The following is an 18,329-nucleotide window of genomic DNA, read 5'->3' as shown; positions in this document are numbered from 1 at the left end:
ACTAACTTAATAAAATTAGCCCTTTTATATTACTATTTATTATAAATTATAGCTGTGTTTAAACTTTCTAATCTCTTTGTATTATCCTTTATTGCATCTCTATTAGTAGATTCTATTCTCATAGTCTCATCTATTCCAGTTTTTATAGTATTGTACATTTTTTCTAATGTTTCTATTTGAACCGAACTAGAACCCGCCATTTTTGCTATTTGAGCACTTTGTGTAGACACATTTTGTGCATTTCTAAGTAAAAGTTCATTGGTTTTATCATCAAGAGCCTTCAAAGATTTAGCTTGTAATTCTTGTTTTTTAAGTAATATTGCTTGAGATAAGCATTGCTTAAATACAGGAAGAGTTACTACAAATGCACTATTAATCTTTCTTACTAGCCCAAAATTATTATGTTGCATTCCTTTAAGCATTGGTATTGTTTGTATAGCAATATTTTCTGCTATTTTTAAATCATATACTCTTTGATTTAACATATCATAGATTTTTAATAAATCTTGATATTCTACCATATCCATCTGATCTGTACTAGTCTCAGCCTTATTCTTAAAATGTGGAAGTATTTCATTTTCCATCTCCTCAAGGGCCATTTCACCTGCTACGATATACTTTTGAAGTTCATTGTAAAAATCAAAGTTTTCACTTATCATGGCACCTATTTGCTTGTTAGATATATTGATATCTCTTTCATACTTTTCAAGCTCTATTTGAACTTTTTCAACTTCTCCACCAAGAGTATCATATTTTTGGAACATTAATTCTATAGCATTATTAGCTTTTTTAAATATTTTTTGTATGAGAGTAGGTTCTTTAGCTTCTTGGAAATCATCTAAGTCAAATTTATCCATAATTTTAGTTAATTGGACAAGCATTTTAGAGTTTTCTTCATTTCTATTCATCTTAATAGTATTAAGTAAGCTATCTGAAACTCTTGCAATACCTTCAGATGCAGCACGGCCAAATTGAAGTATAGTATCAGGGTTTTCTACTTCAATAAGAGAAGTAAGTGCCTCAACTTCTTTATCTTTTCTAAGTTCCATCTTTTTATTATTTGTATATTCAACTATATCAAAGCTATCTTCATTTGCCTGTAAATTATCATCTACAACTTCTACTACATCTTTGTCTTTAGAAAGTCTACTCATATTTATCCCCATTTAAATCCACTCCTTTTTGAAAATAATTTCTTAAATAATGATTCATCTTCTTGTAGTGAAGATAATTTAAAGTCGTAAACCATTTTATCAAGTCTGTGTATATCTACAAGCTGATTATTTATTACATTTTCAATACAGTTTTCTCCACCAGGAGTAAGTATAACTATATCAAAACCAATCTTACTAAGTAACATCATTAAAAACACAATTTCTTTGTCAAAAACTAAGCTTTTTCCTAAATAAATAATTAGCTTAGGATTTAGAAGAGAATAATCAAAGTTATTTATCATATGGACAAATCTTCTATTCATATATAAAACTGAGTACATACCTTTTATTCTATCTTCTCGATTTAACCCATCTAGAAACATTTCACTCATTATGACTTCTTCAATTTTATCTAAAATCATATTTTGATGATTTACATTTAGCGTCGATATAGAATAATTTTTATCATCTAATATTGCTTTTTTATCTATTTTACCTTCTGAGTTAAGTACAAAAGATAAACTAAAAGCTTCTTTGGTAAATTCTTTTGTGAAGTTATTTATATTACCATCATACTCAATGAAAAATGCTTCATCACAACCTTTTAATAAATTAATAAAGTTAGTATATTCTTTTGTATCATTATAGACACCATTAATTTTTGAAAAAAATACTGGTGCTTGGACTATATTTTTATCAAAGTTAAATCCCGGTCTTAGCTTTAATGGTTGTTTCCAATAAATAGATATTTCATCAATCGTAGAACTCAGAAGTAAATTCTTTATAGACCTATCTTGTAGTTGCCAAGGTTTTATAAAGCCAGAGTCATTTAATAACTCATCGCTTATTCTCTTAGAAGCTTCAGCTCCTATTGTAAAGGCTTTTTTTATTGACGATTTTTCAACCTTTTCACCAAGTTCTACTCTTTCTTCAAAACTTAATATATTATCTATTATTGTATTGTTTATAAACCCTACATTATATTTTTCTTTTTTTAAGATATCTATATTACTATCACTATTAGGATTCAGATATAAAACATCAAATCCAGCTAAATTTAATATTAGTAATAGATAAATTTCATGTTTTTTTATTTCTCCATAAAAAATAATTTTTGGAGCTTCAGATTTATTTATATTAAGCTTACCTATATATATTTTTATCCAAGCCATAATTTTCACAATAAAATTTTGCTTAATTCTATCATTGGTAAACTCATGATTTTCCTCTTTTAAAATAAAATCAAATGCTTTTTTTATTCTATTGTTTACTTCTTTATCATTTACAATACTTATATTTAGATCAAAGATACTTCCCCTATAATTTGATAAGCTATTTTTAAAGTGATTTATCATATCAAAATCACTAGGATTAGCAAGACTTTGTGAAAATAAAACAATATCCATTCTTTCATCTATAAAAGAATTTGCTTTAAAAATTTCTAAATTATATAAATCTTCACTTACTACTCCAATATTAGCAATAAAGTAACTTGTATATCCTTTTAAAGGTGTATAGTTTCCTCTATCAGATTGGCTGGAGAATATTTTTTCAAATACTACTGAATCACTCATTTATCCTCCCAAATTTAACCCTATATATTTTTTAGGGATGCCTCAAAATATTTCCTATTTTGAGACCTCCCCATTGATTTAAAATTATTTTATCCTTCTTGTTTAGATAATTCTAATTCCCTTCCCTTATCTTTACGAGAGAATGTTCTTATTATTAATTTAACTATTTCATTTACTATAACTACACTTGATGCTACTAGTAATACTTTTATCCATAATGTAACTTCTAGAGGCACTGAGTTAAAGAAATCTTTAAATACTTGTGTAAATATTATTTGAGCTATACCTGTTATAGCTATAATCTTTAACGCTAAAGTATTTTTAAAGAAGTTTGGTATTATACTATCAGCATTAAATTCTCTACAGTTAAATGAATTAAATAATGCACTGAATGCAAATAAGGCAAACATTACTGTTTCTTGTTGATCTGGTGCTGCATTTAATACATTAAATGTAGATTGTATCATTAAGATAGCTGTAATAAATAATGCATTTAATCCTATAGTAAATGTCATAGACTTAGAGATTATATTTGCATTTCTATTTACTGGCTTTCTATTTAATACGTGATTTCTAACTGGCTCTAGACCTAATGCTAATGCTGGTGGTCCATCCATTATTATGTTTACCCATAATAATTGTATTGTTGTAAATGGCATTTCTTGACCCATAACTTGAGATATTATGGCAACTAAGAATGCTATTACGTTTACCGTTAATTGGAATTGAACGAATCTTTGGAAGTTATCATATATTCCTCTACCCCATTGTATTCCTTTTACTATTGTTGAGAAACTATCATCAGTTAAGATAATATCTGCTGCGTTTTTAGATACTTCTGTACCAGATATACCCATCGCTATACCAACATCAGCTTTTGATAATGCTGGAGCATCATTGATACCGTCTCCTGTAACTGCAACTACTTCACCATCAGTTTGAAGAGCTTGTACTATTCTCATCTTACTATCTGGCTTACTTCTAGCAACTATTGATATAGTTTGAATTTCTTTTCTTAATTCTTCATCTGTTAATGTATCAATAAAAGATGCCTCAACAGCTCTCATGTTATTTTTCAGTAATCCTAGTTCTTCCCCTATAGCTCTAGCTGTATTTATATTATCTCCTGTAAGCATTTTTACAGAAACACCAGCTTTATTTGCAATAGATACTGACTCTATAACATCAGGTCTTAATGGATCTCTTATTCCAACAAATCCACTAAATACTAAGTTATTTTCTTCAGCATCAATATCAATAGCTTCTGCTTCAATTGTTAAAGCGGCTTCACTTTCTTCACCACTTAATGAAATCTCTTTATAAGCAAATCCTAAAGTTCTCATTGATTTGACTTGTAGCTTTTCAATTTCAGATAGTATTTCATTTTTAATTAAATCTGTTATAGGAACTATGCCATCAGCTTTTTGTACATATGAGCAAAGTTCAAGAAGTACTTCTGGTGCACCTTTTGATAAAAGTACGTATTCATTATTTTTCTCTATTACAGAAGTCATTCTCTTAGTATTAGAAGTAAATTGATTTTGAGCAACTATATTTGATTCTTTTCTTATAGATCTATAATCTATTTCTTTATTGTAAAGTAATAATGCGCACTCTGTTGCGCTACCTAAATATTTAACTTCACCATCATGCTGTTCTATATCCGCTGTAGAGTTTATCATACAATTTTCTTTAAAATAACTATTTGTATTTCCTACACTATCTTCTAGGTATCTACCATCTATATATGCAACTTCTACGGTCATTCTATTTTGCGTTAATGTACCAGTTTTATCTGAACATATAACAGATACAGAACCTATAGTTTCACAAGCTTCTTTTTTAGTTACTAAAGCATTAATTTTAGCCATTTTTTGCATTGTTATAGCTAAAGTCATATTTATCATAGTTGGAAGCCCTTCTGGCACTGCCGCAACTATTAATGCAACACACACTGTAAATGCTGTTTTTGCCGGTCCTATAGAGTTTAAGAATGGCATAATACCAGACATATCTAAGCTTAAAACATTCTTACTTACCATTTGAAAAATCATAAATAAAAATAATAATCCAGCTATTGCTGAAGATATCTTAGCTATAGTTCCACCAAGCTTCCCAAGCTTTGCTTGAAGAGGAGTTTCTTCATCTGATCCTGTTAAGTGCCCAGCTATTTCACCCATTTCTGTACTATCACCTATTGAAGTTACTACCATAGTACCTCTACCATAAGCTACCAATGTTCCACCAAATACCATATTTATTTGCTTAGCTGGTATTGGCTCTTGTACTATAAGCTTACCTTTAGATTCTACTTCTTCCATAGGTATTATGATGTCTGATTTTTTAGATACATCATCAGACTCACCTGTTAACATATCTTCTCTTACTTTTAAATTTATGCATTCTATAAGTCTACCATCTGCTGGGACCATATCTCCAGTTTCAATATAAACTATATCTCCTGGGACTAATTCATTTTTAGATATTTGATGAACTTCTCCATCTCTTAGTACCTTTACTTCTATATTTTCAGTTAGTTTAGATAAAGCATCTGCTGCTTTTTTAGATTTACCTTCAGTAACCATACCTATACCTATACCTACTGCTATAGCACACACTATACCTATTGCATCATGTGTTTCTCCTATTACCGCACTTATAACAGCTGCTGCTATTAGTATAAGTATCATAGGTTCACTTAGGTTCTCTTTTAAATCATCCCAAAAGCTTCCTTCTTCTCTTGGAGTAAATTCATTTAATCCATATTTCTCTCTTCTAGCCTTTACTTCACTACTTGAAAGACCTTTTTCACTATCACCGCCTAAGTCTTTTAAGACGTCTTCTTGATCTACATTATAATACTTCATTTTTATACCCCATATGCACATTCTATTCTGGCTAAGTTTTGTGTTATATCCTTAAGGCCAGTATCATTACTTCCTTGACCTATAGCTGAGAATTTCCATGTATCATTATGCCTATATATAGTTCCAACTATAAGAGAAGTTTTCTCTGAATAATCATCAGTTAAATTGTATTTTGCGATTTCTTTTCTATTAGCTTGATCTATAACCCTAATATATGCATTTTTTATCATACCAAAATGTTGCTTTCTAGACACACAGCTATATATATTTACTACAAACAATAATTTGTGTACAGTAGAAGGCACCTTATCCAAATTAACTAGTATTTGTTCATCATCTCCATCTCCATCTCCAGTTAAGTTATCACCTGTATGTATTACTGATTTACAAATACTTTTTAGGTTTCCAAAATAAACCAAATCCTTTGAACTATTCATTTGTCCTTTTTCATTTAACATAAATACTGAAGCATCACAGTCTATATTTGATCCTGCTCCACCAAGTAATGATTTTAATAATCCTCCTCCGCTTTGCGCTACTGGATCCCAACCTAATCCTACTATTATAGAGCTTAGACCTGGATTAGATTTTTTTAAATCTATTTTTTGTCCTTTTTGTAAGTTTATTGACATAATAATCTCCCCCTAATTGTTAAACACTTAATCCATAATTTTTACAAAGAGCTTCTAATCCACCTTCAAATCCAGCTCCTACCGCACTAAATTTCCACTCTCCACTATATCTATATATTTCGCATACAGTTATTGCAGTTTCTATACTGAATTCTTCTCCAAGGTCATATCTTAACACTTCTTGTTCATTGTCAGCGTTTAATACTCTAACATAAGAGTTATTTACTTGACCAAAGTTTTGTCTTCTTTCTGAAGCTTCATAAATAGTTACAGTTACAGCTATCTTTTCTATATGATTTGGTATTTTGTCTAATGACACTAATATTTCTTCATCATCTCCATCACCTTCACCAGTTCTATTGTCACCTAAATGCTCAACTGATTCTGATATATGTTTTAAGTTATTGTAGAATATAAAGTCTTCATCTCTTTCAACTCTTCCTGATTTACCTACCATAAATACGCTAACATCTAAATCGTAGTCATATCCACTATCAAATGAATTAGTGTCCCATCCTAGTCCTAGTTTAAGATTTTTTAGTCCTGGATTCCCCTTTGTTAAGTCTATTTTTTGACCTTTTTTTAAAGTTATAGCCATAATAATTTCTCCTATATATAATTTATAATCTTATATGTTTATACCGAAGTTGTTACATAAAGCAGCTAGTCCACCTTCAAATCCAGATCCTAATGCATTAAATTTCCACTCTCCATTATGTCTGTATATTTCAGCTACTACTACTGCAGTTTCTATACTAAAGTCTTCCCCTAATTCGAAGTTAATTAATTCTTCATTTTTGTCAACATCTACTACCCTTATATATGAGTTGCTTACTTGACCAAAATTTTGTCTTCTTTCTTGAGCTTCATGTATCGTTACTGTAAAAGCAACTTTGCTTATATTGCTTGGTATTAATGATAAATCAACTTGTATTTGCTCATCATCACCATCTCCTGCTCCAGTTCTATTATCACCTAAATGTTTTACAGACCCTGAAGTATGACTTGCATTATTATAGAATACGAAGTCTAAATCACTAATAACTTTTCCATTTTCTCCTATTAAAAATGCAGCTGTATCTAAATCAAAATCAAATCCACCATCATACTTGTTAGTGTCCCAACCAAGTCCTATTAATACATGCTTTAATCCAGGATTTCCCTTTGTTAAATCTACTTTTTGACCTTTAGCTAATGTTATGCCCATAATTTACATCACCCCTTGAAATTCTTTTTATTTTAAAATCTTTTTATTTTAACTTAATTACATTATAACATGATTTATTTCTTTTTTTATTCCTTTTTTTCTAACCTTTAACAATCTTCTTACTATTTATTTTTTAAATATAAAAAGTTTCTTATATAATAAATTTCTCACCTTTTTAAGAGGCAATATCCTCCTTCAAAATTATGTGATTTTTAACCTGTATTTGATTTATTTAGTTATTTTTGTAATAAAAAAATCCTTTCAATTTTAATGAAAGGATTTTATATATATTAAACTATTTGAGTTTCTAGATTTCCACTTTCTTCTATGTTTTTGTCTTCTTTTGGTAGCACTATATTTAGCACAACTGCTATAAGTGCTACAAGTACTAATCCTGAATCTCCGAATATAAGTTGGATTGATTCTGGCATACTAGCTAAAGCATCTGGTACAAATGAAAGTCCAACTCCCATTCCTATAGCTAAAGCTACTATTGTACTATTTCTATTGTTTAATGGTTCACTTGTTATTAACTTTATACCACTTACTGCTATCATAGCAAACATCATTATACTAGCTCCACCTAATACACTTGATGGCATTATAGATATCACAGCCCCTAATTGTGGGAATATTCCTGCTAGTATTAAAAATATAGCACCTAATGCTATAACATTTCTATTTATAACTTTTGTAAGAGCTATTAATCCTACATTTTGACCAAAAGATGTATTTGGTAATATACTAAACATTGCTGCTATCATACTTCCAAGTCCATCTGCCATTATTCCGCCTGAAACTTCTTTATCAGTTGCTTCACGTCCTACTCCATCGTATGCTATAGCTGTTATATGACCAACGGTTTCAACAGATGAAACCAAGTACATACATACCATTGCTACTATTGCGTCTATATGAAACTCCATTCCAAATTTAAATGGTGTTGGAATAGATAACATTGATATTGTTGATAATTGAGAAAAATCTACTTTTCCCATTGGTATTGCTATTATGTATCCTACTATAAGTCCTATAAGTATTGACGCTAAGCTTGTTATACCTTTTGTATATTGATTAAAAAATAATACAGTTAATAAAACTACTGTTCCTAAGAATAAATTTGAAGGTGAACCAAAATCCGGTGCCCCAACTCCACCTGCAAAGTATTTTATACCAGTTGGAAGTAGTGATATCCCCATTGCTAAAACTACAGTTCCAGATACTACTGGTGGGAAGAATTTTCTTAATTTTTTCATTCCATTTCCAAGAATTATTTCTACTAATCCACCTATTAGACATGCCCCGAGTACTGCTTCATATCCATATTTAGCTCCTATTGCTGTTGCTACTGGTAAAAATCCAAAACTTGTTCCCATTACTATTGGAAGTCTTGCTCCAAATGGTCCTAACTTATAACATTGAATTAATGTCGCTATACCTGATACAAACATTGCACATTGAACTAAAGCTGTTTTATCTGCTAAGTTCATATTAAGAGCACCTGATATTATTATAAGTGGTGTTACATTACCAACAAACATTGCTAGTATATGCTGTATCCCTAACGGTAATGCCTCTTTTAATCTTGGCTTACCATCTAGTTGGTAAATAACCGAACTTTTACTTGTCATAAATCCTTTTTCCTCCCCTAAACAAATACTTTTTATCATTTTTTATATTTATTATTCGTGTTTATATTTTTATTATAGCATATTAATTTAATATATCAACAACTTTATGAACCTTATTTTATTTTTTAAATATAAAATACGGATTATCCCATATTATATTTATCTAATCATATTAATTATTACATCAAGTTCTATTTTTTTCCAATATAATCAAATATGTCGCTTAAACTAAAAATAACTTATAGTTCATACTAACCATAAGCTACTTTCTAGTTTATATTTATTTTCTTTCATATGAGTTATTAATATTATTTACTTTATTTAGTGAAAACATTCCAACTGATCCAATAACAGCTATTATAGTTACAATCATACATGCCATATACATTCCACTTATATCAATAATTTTTCCCATTATCATTGGTCCTGATGCATATCCAGATCCCATTAATATAGGTATTATAGAACTAATTCGTCCTCTATGAGAAGATGGTGTATTATTTGCTATAAATGTAGAACTGTTTATAGCTATTAATATTTCACCTATAGTTAAAGAAAGTGTACCTATAAAAAATAGTGTCATTATCTTTGAGTATCCAAAAATTAAAAAACATAACCCATAACATAATCCTCCTAAAGACATTATATTTAAAGGATTATACTTTCTAGTTTTACTAGTTAATAAAGGAGTACATGTTATTACAATAATCGCATTAAATGCTCCCAAGAAACCATATAACTTAGCCCCTTCATTTCCAAATAATTCTCCCATTTGTAGCGGTAGTGAAAATCCCCACCCCGAATACACGAATTGAAATAAAATCATCATTAATGGAAATAAAATAAGTATTGGTCTTTTTAAGAATACTTTAACAGTTGAAACTTTACTATTTTCAAATTCTATTTCTTCCACTTCATTTTCACAAGTTTTATGTTTTGTTTCTTTTACATATTTTATAAATAAGAAAAGAGCTACTAATGTAGTTATAGCATCTCCTATAAATATTAGCGGAAGGTAATTTTTATACAAAAAACCACCTAATATAGGCCCAATTGCAAAACCTATATTGGTACCCATATATAATAGCGAGTATGCTTCTTTTCTATTAGACTCATCTGTTAAATCTGCGTTTAATGCATCATAAGCAGGTGAAGATACTGAATAAAAACATGCCGATAATATCATCATTTTTGCTGTTAAAGTGGATATAGGTATAAGTCCACAAACTATAAACATAAGTGCTCCTAAAGTCTGAAATCCTATTATTACCTTTCTTCGTCCTATACTATCTACTAACTTTCCTCCTAATATCATACACGGACATTGAAAAACAGCCAACATTGTTATAAATTGACCAGCCTCAAAGGCCGACATTCCTATTCTTTGCGTTAGAATTAATGACATAAGTGGATGTACAAATGCTCCTATTGAGTTTACTATCTTTCCTACAAATAAAATATATATTTCTTTTGGTAACCCCTTATATGGATTTAGTAAACTTTTCATTTTTATCCCCCTTTTTATATGGTGTGATTTACTTTATCCTATAAATAATTATATTACTTTTTTCAATTTATAGTTTAAATTTTCAAAATATTACAATAAAAATTCACTTTGCTCATGCCGCTCAAGTAATTCTCCCACACGTGGCTAAAACGACCTCTAAATCAGATTCGTTTCTCAAGTTTATATATAAAAAAGGATGAAATATTAAATATCTCATCCTTTTTTATTATTCATTTTCTTTTTTTAAATCTTTTATACTTTCTTCTTTTATGTTTGAATTAGCAATTATTTCATCGATGGAGGAACTACTACTCAATACATCTTTTGCGTATTGCAGGGCGTCTTTATAATGTCCACTTTCAAATCTGTTTTCGCTCATCTAATTCACTCCTTAATATAATTTTTTAACATGGAGGAAATCTTCTTTGTCTAGCTAGTCTATCTCCTAATATATCTGATACTTTTTTATTAGAATAAACTTCTTCTGCGATTTCCATCTTTGTATCATTTTCTTTTAATAATTTTTTTATTTCTTTGTTATTGTCTAATTCTTCTCTTTTAGTTTCCATATTGGTTTCCTTTCTTTATTTGACTATATTCTTAAGGTATCCATATTTGATAGTTTTACTACTATAATATTTTTGTGATTTTTCATATAATTTACTTTTATTCTATTTATTATTATGTAGTATTTTTTAATATTTTAATCTTTAAAATATAATCAATTAATTTAAAGTAAAAACATATATAGGTTGAATAAATTATAATTCACAGGAAAACATATATATATAATTTAGATATAGAAGGAGACAATAATGAAAAAAAGACAAGTATTAATAACTGCAATATTATTATTATCCATTATGATAAATGTAGCACCAGTTTTTGCTCAAGAGTCTAATACAACTGTTCCTCCAATGCTTCAAAATGCAAAAGGTAAAGATGAGTTAGTAAGTATTTTTAATGAAATAAAATCTATTAGAGAAAATATTCGTACTATAGACATAAATGCACTTACTATAAAAGATAAATCAACAGAACTAAAAAAACAAATCAACTTTTATATAACACAATTAACAGAAATAGAAACAAAACTTGATACTTTTAATAAAAAATATAGTAATTCTGAACCAGATTTATTATTTTCACAACAGCTTAATATCATAGTAGAAACGTATAAAATGACTTTAGTTCAACAATTAGCTTTAATAAATTCACTTTTAAGTAATGACTATGAAGCTTCTACATTATTTCATTCTAATTATTTAACTTATATATACTATTATCTTAGCATCGGTGACCAAATGGTAGCATATATAGATGTTTATTATAACTTATAATAATATTTTAATTAGATATATTTTTCTAAATAAAAAAGCTAAATCATAAATATGATTTAGCTTTTTTATTTATTATTAGCATATATTTTTTCATTTTTATATTTATTCATATTATGATGGGTATTTATAGTAAATATCCCACCTATTATAACTATCATATAGTATGCAAACCAACTGTATAAAAATACTGAGTATCCAATAATTTCTTTTGGAAACACATTTGCAAATATAGAGAAAAATGCTAGTTCATTAGCTCCAACATTCCCTGGCGTTGGAATTGGAGATACAGCCATATATAAAAAAACTTGTAATGTCATTACATGCCAATAAGATAATCCATTTAAATTAAATGCTTTATATATACAGTAAGTTATACTAAAGAATATAGCAAGTTGAATTGCTGTTAAAATTAAGCTTAAAACTAAATTCTTTTTATTTTTCATAAACATCTTAATTGAATAACTATATTCATCAATATACTCATTTATTGTGTCTTTTTTGTTTGATAACTTTTTGAAAAATTTAAATCTAGATAATTTATCTAATATATAACTAGTTATCATTTTTATTTTATTTGGACTAAGTATTATTAATACTCCTCCAACTAACATAACTATATTCATAATCATTCCTGCCGCTACTAAAATCATAATTGACGGCATTTCAGTTTTTAATAAATCTAAATTTACTAGTATTAAGTATCCACAATACGCTGTAACTGCAGTCTGAAATACTATTGTTTTATTTGTTATTATAGCTACTGACTTACTTAGGCTTATACCATACTTTGTTAATGCATATATCTGTATTGGTTGGCTACCTGATGCAAATGGCGTAACTAAATTATAATATAATCCCATTGTCCCTATCTTAAACCCCAAAAATCTAGCCTTAGTCTTTTCTATTGAATTTATTACTAATTGAAGTATATATGCTTCAAATAATATATATATAACTATCAATAAAATTCCAGTTATTATATATTTCATATCGACTACCTTTAAAATATAAGGTATTAGTGTAATGTCTAACGTTGTCGATACTAAGTAAGTTGTAAGACATATTAAGAACAATAAAAATGCATACTGTATAAAAGCTTTTTGCTTATTTGTTATTTTTCTCATAATCGTTCTCCCAATATTTATTAGCTATTTATACATCATATACCATTTTATAATATCTGTGCAATAGTTTAGACCATTTATAAATATTACATTTTTGAAATAATATTGTATATTTATAAATAAAACATCACTTTTTATCTATAAGTGATGTTTTTATTTATAAATATATTATTTTTATTATTTTTGAAACTTAGTTAAATCAACAAGTCTATCGCATATTTTGTCTAATATTGCCTTTTCATGACTTATTACCACAAGTCCTATATTTTGCTTTTTGACAATATCAAGCACAACATTTAGTATTTGAGCTTGAGTTATGGCATCAAGCATTGTTGTCATCTCATCAGCTATTAAAAACTTAGTTTGCGGTGATAGCGCTCTTGCAACACAAAATCTTTGCAGCTCTCCTCCTGATAATTCATTTGGCCACCTGTTTAACCATTCATCTTCTATTCCTATAGAATTTAATAATTCTTTTGAAGGTGTATATGCTTCATTTAATATATCTCTCATCTTCCATTTAGGATTTACTGCTTTTTCTGGATGTTGAAATATTAATTGAACTTGGTTATACCTGCCATCTTTCCCATCTTCTAAAACAACTTTTCCCTTATTTGGCTTTTTGTAACCTGCTAATATTTTTGCAAGTGTAGTTTTACCATATCCACTAGGCGCAACTAAGCCAACAATCTCACCTTCATTTATAGTAAAGTCTACATCCTTTAGTATAAAGTCATCTTCATCATTATATTTGAAACTTACTTTTTCAGCTCTAAGTTGCATGTATACACCTCACTATCCCGTCTCTTATGATTTTAGCTTTAGGTCTAACTGTTATACATTCACTAGTTACCTTATCACACCTATTATTAAATAAGCATCCTTTAGGTAATTCATTTGGAAGAGGTTGAGATCCTTTTATTGGCTTAAATTCATTTTGAGGAAGTGCATTCCATAAAGCTTTTGAGTAAGGATGCCTTAAGTTTTCACCATTTCCTCTAAAATCTTTTGCACTTGCTACTTCAAGAGTTGTTCCAGCATAAAATACTGCTATTTTATCTGCTACTTTTAAAGCTGCATTTATATCATGAGTTATCATAAGCACTGCACAGCCTCTATCTGAAATTTCTCTAAAATGAGAAAGTGCTTCATTTAATGATTTTTCATCAAGACCTGGAGTTGGCTCATCAGCTATTATAACTTTACTATTTGAAACAAGAGCTGTTGATAGTAATACTTTTCTAGCCATACCACCTGACAGTTGAAACGGATATAGCTTATCGACTTTTTCGTCAAGACTATATTTCTTAAATACGTTTCTTTGTATTTTGTTTGCTTTTTCTTTTTCTTCTATTGATATTTTTACTTGATTTGAAACTTTCATAAGAGGGTCTAAATAGTTTACTGACTGAGGTATTAATACTATTTCTTTTCCTCTTAAATTCATCTTATCTTTTTTATTTAAAACTTTATCTTTATAAATTATTTTCCCTTGAGTACTAGAATTATGAGGAAGTATTCCAAGTATAGCATGTGCTAGTAAGCTTTTACCCGAACCACTTGAGCCTACAACAGCAGTTATTTCACCTTCATAAAGATCTAAATCAAGTCCTGTTATTACATTTAGTTCACGTCTTCTAAGACCTTTTGTATACTGCGAAAAAGAAACACCTAAATTTTTTACTTGTAATATTGGCTTTATACTTTCTTTCATTGAAATACTCACCTACTTTCATTTATATAAATTATTTATAAGCAGTTTTAGGATCTATAAGTTTTCTTAAATTTTGTCCTGTTGTATCTACCATCATAGATGCTATAAGTAGTACTAACCCTGGGAAAAATGCTAACCACCAATATCCAGTTGATAAATATTTCATAGACTCTGATAATATTATTCCTATTGCTGGTTCATGAGGTGATAGTCCAAAACCTAAAAATGTTATAGATGCTTCATGAAGTACTGCATGAGGAAATATTAAAAGAGTTCCCACTAATAACTGAGGTAATATATGTGGTAATATATGTTTCTTTGCTATGTATATATTTGATTTTCCAAAGTTTTTTGATATCTTTACATACTCTGAGGATTTTATTTGCATTACTTCTGACCTTATTAATCTTGCTAAAGACGGCCAGTGAGTAAGGGCAACCCCTATAACGACTCCCTTAAGTCCTCCACCTACTGCAAAACATATTAATATTATTAATAATATATGAGGTACACTTAACACTAAATCTACAAACCAACTTATTATAGAGTCAACTATCTTACCACAAGTAGCAGACATAATTCCAAGTATTAATGCCATTATCCCACTAAGAAAACTAGATAATAAACCTATTTTTATACTTAATGTTATTCCTTTCATAGTTCTTGCAAACATATCTCTTCCCATCCAGTCCGTACCAAATAAATGATTTATGCTTGGTGCTAAATTCTTCTTTGAAAAGTTTACTGCTAAATCCATATCATTAACATTGCTACCTATTATAAGTGTCGTTAGTATTACTAAAGTACAAAATGCTATTAAAGATATTGTTCTTTCTCTAACTCCAAACTTAATTTTTTTACTTTTTTCAATTACAGGAGGATTTTTAACTTTTACTGCTTCTTCCATCATATCTTGTATCCCTCCTTAATCCTTGGGTCTACTACTCTATATAATAAATCGGCTATTAAATTTCCACTATATACAAATATTGCACTTATAATAACAATTCCCATAAGAAGTGGTAAGTCTCCTTTTAAACCTGCATCAACTGTTGCTTGCCCAAGTCCTGGATATGAAAATACTTGTTCTGCAAATATAGTTCCAGCAAATAATTCACTAAAAGATAAAAATTGAAGAGTTATAGCTGGAAGTGCAACATTTCTTATAACATGATTAAATACTATTTTCTTAGTACTTTCTCCCCTTGCCTTTGCAAACAATATATATTCGCTTTGTAGTATTTCGATAACCTTTTCTCTTGTATGTAGACAAATATTTGCAACACCTAGTATTGATAAAGTCATAGCTGGAAGTATCATATGTTTTATCATACTAAACATTGTAACTTCTTCACTTAAAACTCCGATTGGAACACCTAACCCTATGGGAAATAATTTTAAGTTTACTGCAAATACCATAAGTAAAAGTAATCCTAGCCAAAATGTTGGTGTTGATATTAATATATAACAATACCCTTTTATAAATTTATCTACGATTTTTCCTTCATTAACACCTGATATAATTCCTAAAATAAACCCTAATACCCCAGAAAGTACCCACGCTACAACCATCAGCCCAAGAGATGCCATAAATCTTTCTCCTATAACTTCTATAACAGGTCTTCTAAATATTAAAGAAGTACCAAAGTCTCCTTGAGCTAGTGAGCTAAACCAATTAGTAAATCTTTCTAAAGGGGGGGCATTAAGCCCCCAATACTCTGCTATTTTTAATTTTTGCTCTGGAGTTACAGATAAATCTGCTCCTACATAAGCTCTTATAGGGTCAATTGGAGATGCCTCCATCAGGATAAATGTAAGAATGCATAGTGCAGTTAATAAAGTTATTAATCTAAATATTTTTTTACCTGCAAATAAACCTATACTTTCTTTTTTAGCCATTTATTTTCCCCCTTAAATTTATTTCCATTTCCACTGTGTTATATTTTCAAGTATAGCCCCACCATGTGGTTGTGGTTTAGGAGTTCCTATATCTAAATCTTTATTCATTATAAATAAGTGATTTACATTTGTTAACCATGCCCATGGTGCATCTCCAGCTGGTGCTATACCAGTTTTACCATCCCATTGAGCTTTTTTCCAAAACTCTAAAGCTTCTTCTTCACTTTTACTTGTCATTGCTTTATTTATATACTCATCAACTTTTTCATTTTTATAAAATCCTGTGTTATACCAATCTACACCTGAATTTTCGCTGTGGAATAATTGGAATATAAGAGCTGGATCATGTTCACCCCAACCTAATATAACTGGCTCTGAGTGTAGTACCTCCATAGCATTATCCCAAGTTCTAGCTTCTGGTACTGCATTTATCCCTATTTCTTTTAATTTTTCACTAACTGCTAATGCCATTTCTTGTCTATGCTTTGTTTCCATTATGTAACATAATTTAAATTCAGCCTTTAAACCGTTCTTTTCAACAATTCCATCATTGTCACTATCTTTCCATCCACCATCAGCTAATATTTTTTTAGCTTTTTCTATATCACCATCTTTTATTTCAACCTCGCTATTATACCAAGGCATAGCTTCTAGCCCTACGAATGATGGTGTACCATATCCTGATAATACCCCTTCAACTAATTCATTTCTATCGATTCCATAGTTTATTGCTTTACGTATCGCTAAGTCACTAGTTACGTCATTTCCTATTGGATTTTTATCTTTAGTATTTTTACCACTCTTTACAGTTGGGAAAGTAATACCTAAGTTTTCAATACTATCAACTTCTCTTAATACTTTACCGTCTATCTTTTGATCTGCAAAAGATGCTGGTATTGAAGCCATATCTACTTCATCAGATTTTAAAGCTGCAAGTGCTGCATCACTGTCTAAAAATAACATTGTAAGTTTTTTAATACTTGGCTTTTCTCCATAGTAATCTTCATTAGCTTCAACTATTATTTGTTGACCTTTATCCCATTGAACAAATTTATATGGTCCTGATGTTACAGGGTTTGTAGCATATTTATCATTATGTAAATCTTTTGGTACTATACCTATATTTATTAATTTATTAACAAATGTAGATTGTGGCTCTTTTAACTTAAATTCTACTGTATATTCATCAATCGCTTTTATACTCTCTACTGATGTTAAATCTACAACAGATGCTGACTTTCCTGCTGTTTCAAAAGTATATGCCACATCTTCTGCTGTTAGCTTACTTCCATCTGTAAATTTTACATCATCTCTTATTTTTACAGTCCATGTTAATTTATCATCACTTACACTATATTCTGTTGCAAGATCATTTTTTATTTTCATATCCTTATCTCTAGTAAGTAAAGTACTAAAAAATACTCTAGTTACTGCATGGTGTCCCCCAGTTGTTGGATCTAATCCTTCTGGTTCTGAACCAACTGATACCACTAATTCATTATTCTCTTTTCTTGAGTTTACCTTAGTGCTACCTTCCCCTTTACTTTCTGGTTTTGTACTAGAACATCCAACTAGTAAAGATGTTGTCATAACTACTGTCAAAGACATAGCTAAAAACTTTTTTAATTTCATCCCTTTATCCCCCTTGTTAGTGTTGATTAAATCAAAATGCAATAATTT

At 29.2% G+C, this 18,329-nt stretch carries 17 protein-coding genes; 1 reads left to right on the top strand and 16 read right to left on the bottom strand.

Annotation, left to right across the window (positions count from 1 at the left end; all coding sequences use genetic code 11):
- Nucleotides 1-32: 32 nt before the first annotated feature.
- The 10 genes from JWF52_RS02435 to JWF52_RS02390 form a co-directional block, all read right to left on the bottom strand.
- The gene (locus JWF52_RS02435; protein WP_208331758.1) at nt 33-1,166 is read right to left on the bottom strand and encodes a toxic anion resistance protein; all 1,134 of its coding nucleotides are present in this window, start codon (nt 1,164-1,166) and stop codon (nt 33-35) included.
- Nucleotides 1,157-2,728 carry a YceG family protein gene (locus JWF52_RS02430; protein WP_208331757.1) on the bottom strand — a complete coding sequence of 524 codons (1,572 nt, stop codon included), beginning with the start codon at nt 2,726-2,728 and terminating at the stop codon, nt 1,157-1,159. The genes JWF52_RS02435 and JWF52_RS02430 overlap by 10 nt, the downstream gene beginning before the upstream one ends.
- A gap of 89 nt (nt 2,729-2,817) precedes the next feature.
- The gene (locus JWF52_RS02425) at nt 2,818-5,595 is read right to left on the bottom strand and encodes a calcium-translocating P-type ATPase, PMCA-type (protein WP_208331756.1); all 2,778 of its coding nucleotides are present in this window, start codon (nt 5,593-5,595) and stop codon (nt 2,818-2,820) included.
- Between the two features lie 2 nt (nt 5,596-5,597).
- Nucleotides 5,598-6,227: a TerD family protein gene (locus JWF52_RS02420; RefSeq protein ID WP_208331755.1), complete on the bottom strand. Its 630-nt coding sequence runs from the start codon at nt 6,225-6,227 to the stop codon at nt 5,598-5,600.
- A gap of 19 nt (nt 6,228-6,246) precedes the next feature.
- Complete coding sequence (locus JWF52_RS02415; protein ID WP_208331754.1) at nt 6,247-6,825, bottom strand: TerD family protein; 579 nt, start codon at nt 6,823-6,825, stop codon at nt 6,247-6,249.
- Between the two features lie 30 nt (nt 6,826-6,855).
- Nucleotides 6,856-7,434, bottom strand: coding sequence for a TerD family protein (locus tag JWF52_RS02410; protein ID WP_208331753.1), 579 nt, complete (start codon nt 7,432-7,434; stop codon nt 6,856-6,858).
- Between the two features lie 290 nt (nt 7,435-7,724).
- Complete coding sequence (locus tag JWF52_RS02405) at nt 7,725-9,065, bottom strand: uracil-xanthine permease family protein (protein WP_208331752.1); 1,341 nt, start codon at nt 9,063-9,065, stop codon at nt 7,725-7,727.
- 280 nt (nt 9,066-9,345) lie between these two features.
- A complete protein-coding gene (locus tag JWF52_RS02400) occupies nt 9,346-10,572 on the bottom strand; it encodes an MFS transporter (RefSeq protein ID WP_286183971.1) in 1,227 nt (408 codons plus the stop codon).
- A gap of 226 nt (nt 10,573-10,798) precedes the next feature.
- The gene (locus JWF52_RS02395) at nt 10,799-10,951 is read right to left on the bottom strand and encodes a hypothetical protein (RefSeq protein WP_208331751.1); all 153 of its coding nucleotides are present in this window, start codon (nt 10,949-10,951) and stop codon (nt 10,799-10,801) included.
- A gap of 25 nt (nt 10,952-10,976) precedes the next feature.
- Complete coding sequence (locus JWF52_RS02390; RefSeq protein ID WP_154658894.1) at nt 10,977-11,141, bottom strand: hypothetical protein; 165 nt, start codon at nt 11,139-11,141, stop codon at nt 10,977-10,979.
- Between the two features lie 246 nt (nt 11,142-11,387).
- Between JWF52_RS02390 and JWF52_RS02385 the strand changes: the two genes are divergently transcribed.
- Entirely contained in the window at nt 11,388-11,912 is a 525-nt protein-coding gene (locus JWF52_RS02385; protein ID WP_208331750.1) for a hypothetical protein, read from the top strand.
- A gap of 65 nt (nt 11,913-11,977) precedes the next feature.
- Here JWF52_RS02385 and JWF52_RS02380 read toward each other — a convergent pair whose 3' ends face one another.
- The 6 genes from JWF52_RS02380 to JWF52_RS02355 form a co-directional block, all read right to left on the bottom strand.
- Entirely contained in the window at nt 11,978-13,036 is a 1,059-nt protein-coding gene (locus JWF52_RS02380) for a lysylphosphatidylglycerol synthase transmembrane domain-containing protein (RefSeq protein WP_208331749.1), read from the bottom strand.
- Nucleotides 13,037-13,213: 177 nt separating this feature from the next.
- Nucleotides 13,214-13,819 (bottom strand): ABC transporter ATP-binding protein, encoded by a 606-nt coding sequence (locus JWF52_RS02375; RefSeq protein ID WP_208331748.1) that lies wholly within the window; start codon nt 13,817-13,819, stop codon nt 13,214-13,216.
- Nucleotides 13,809-14,750, bottom strand: a complete 942-nt coding sequence (locus JWF52_RS02370) for an oligopeptide/dipeptide ABC transporter ATP-binding protein (protein ID WP_208331747.1) — start codon at nt 14,748-14,750, stop codon at nt 13,809-13,811. The genes JWF52_RS02375 and JWF52_RS02370 overlap by 11 nt, the downstream gene beginning before the upstream one ends.
- 31 nt (nt 14,751-14,781) lie before the next feature.
- On the bottom strand, nt 14,782-15,660 hold the full coding sequence (locus JWF52_RS02365; protein ID WP_208331746.1) for an ABC transporter permease: 879 nt from the start codon (nt 15,658-15,660) through the stop codon (nt 14,782-14,784).
- Nucleotides 15,657-16,649 carry an ABC transporter permease gene (locus JWF52_RS02360; RefSeq protein ID WP_208331745.1) on the bottom strand — a complete coding sequence of 331 codons (993 nt, stop codon included), beginning with the start codon at nt 16,647-16,649 and terminating at the stop codon, nt 15,657-15,659. The genes JWF52_RS02365 and JWF52_RS02360 overlap by 4 nt, the downstream gene beginning before the upstream one ends.
- An 18-nt stretch (nt 16,650-16,667) precedes the next feature.
- Entirely contained in the window at nt 16,668-18,281 is a 1,614-nt protein-coding gene (locus JWF52_RS02355) for an ABC transporter substrate-binding protein (RefSeq protein WP_208331744.1), read from the bottom strand.
- Between the last annotated feature and the right edge of the window lie 48 nt (nt 18,282-18,329).

It is taken from the genome of Clostridium sp. CCUG 7971, assembly GCF_017590215.1.
In the GTDB taxonomy this organism is placed as follows: domain Bacteria; phylum Bacillota; class Clostridia; order Peptostreptococcales; family Peptostreptococcaceae; genus Faecalimicrobium.
Note: the sequence above shows the minus strand (reverse complement) of the source record. Positions and strands in the feature narration are given on the sequence as shown.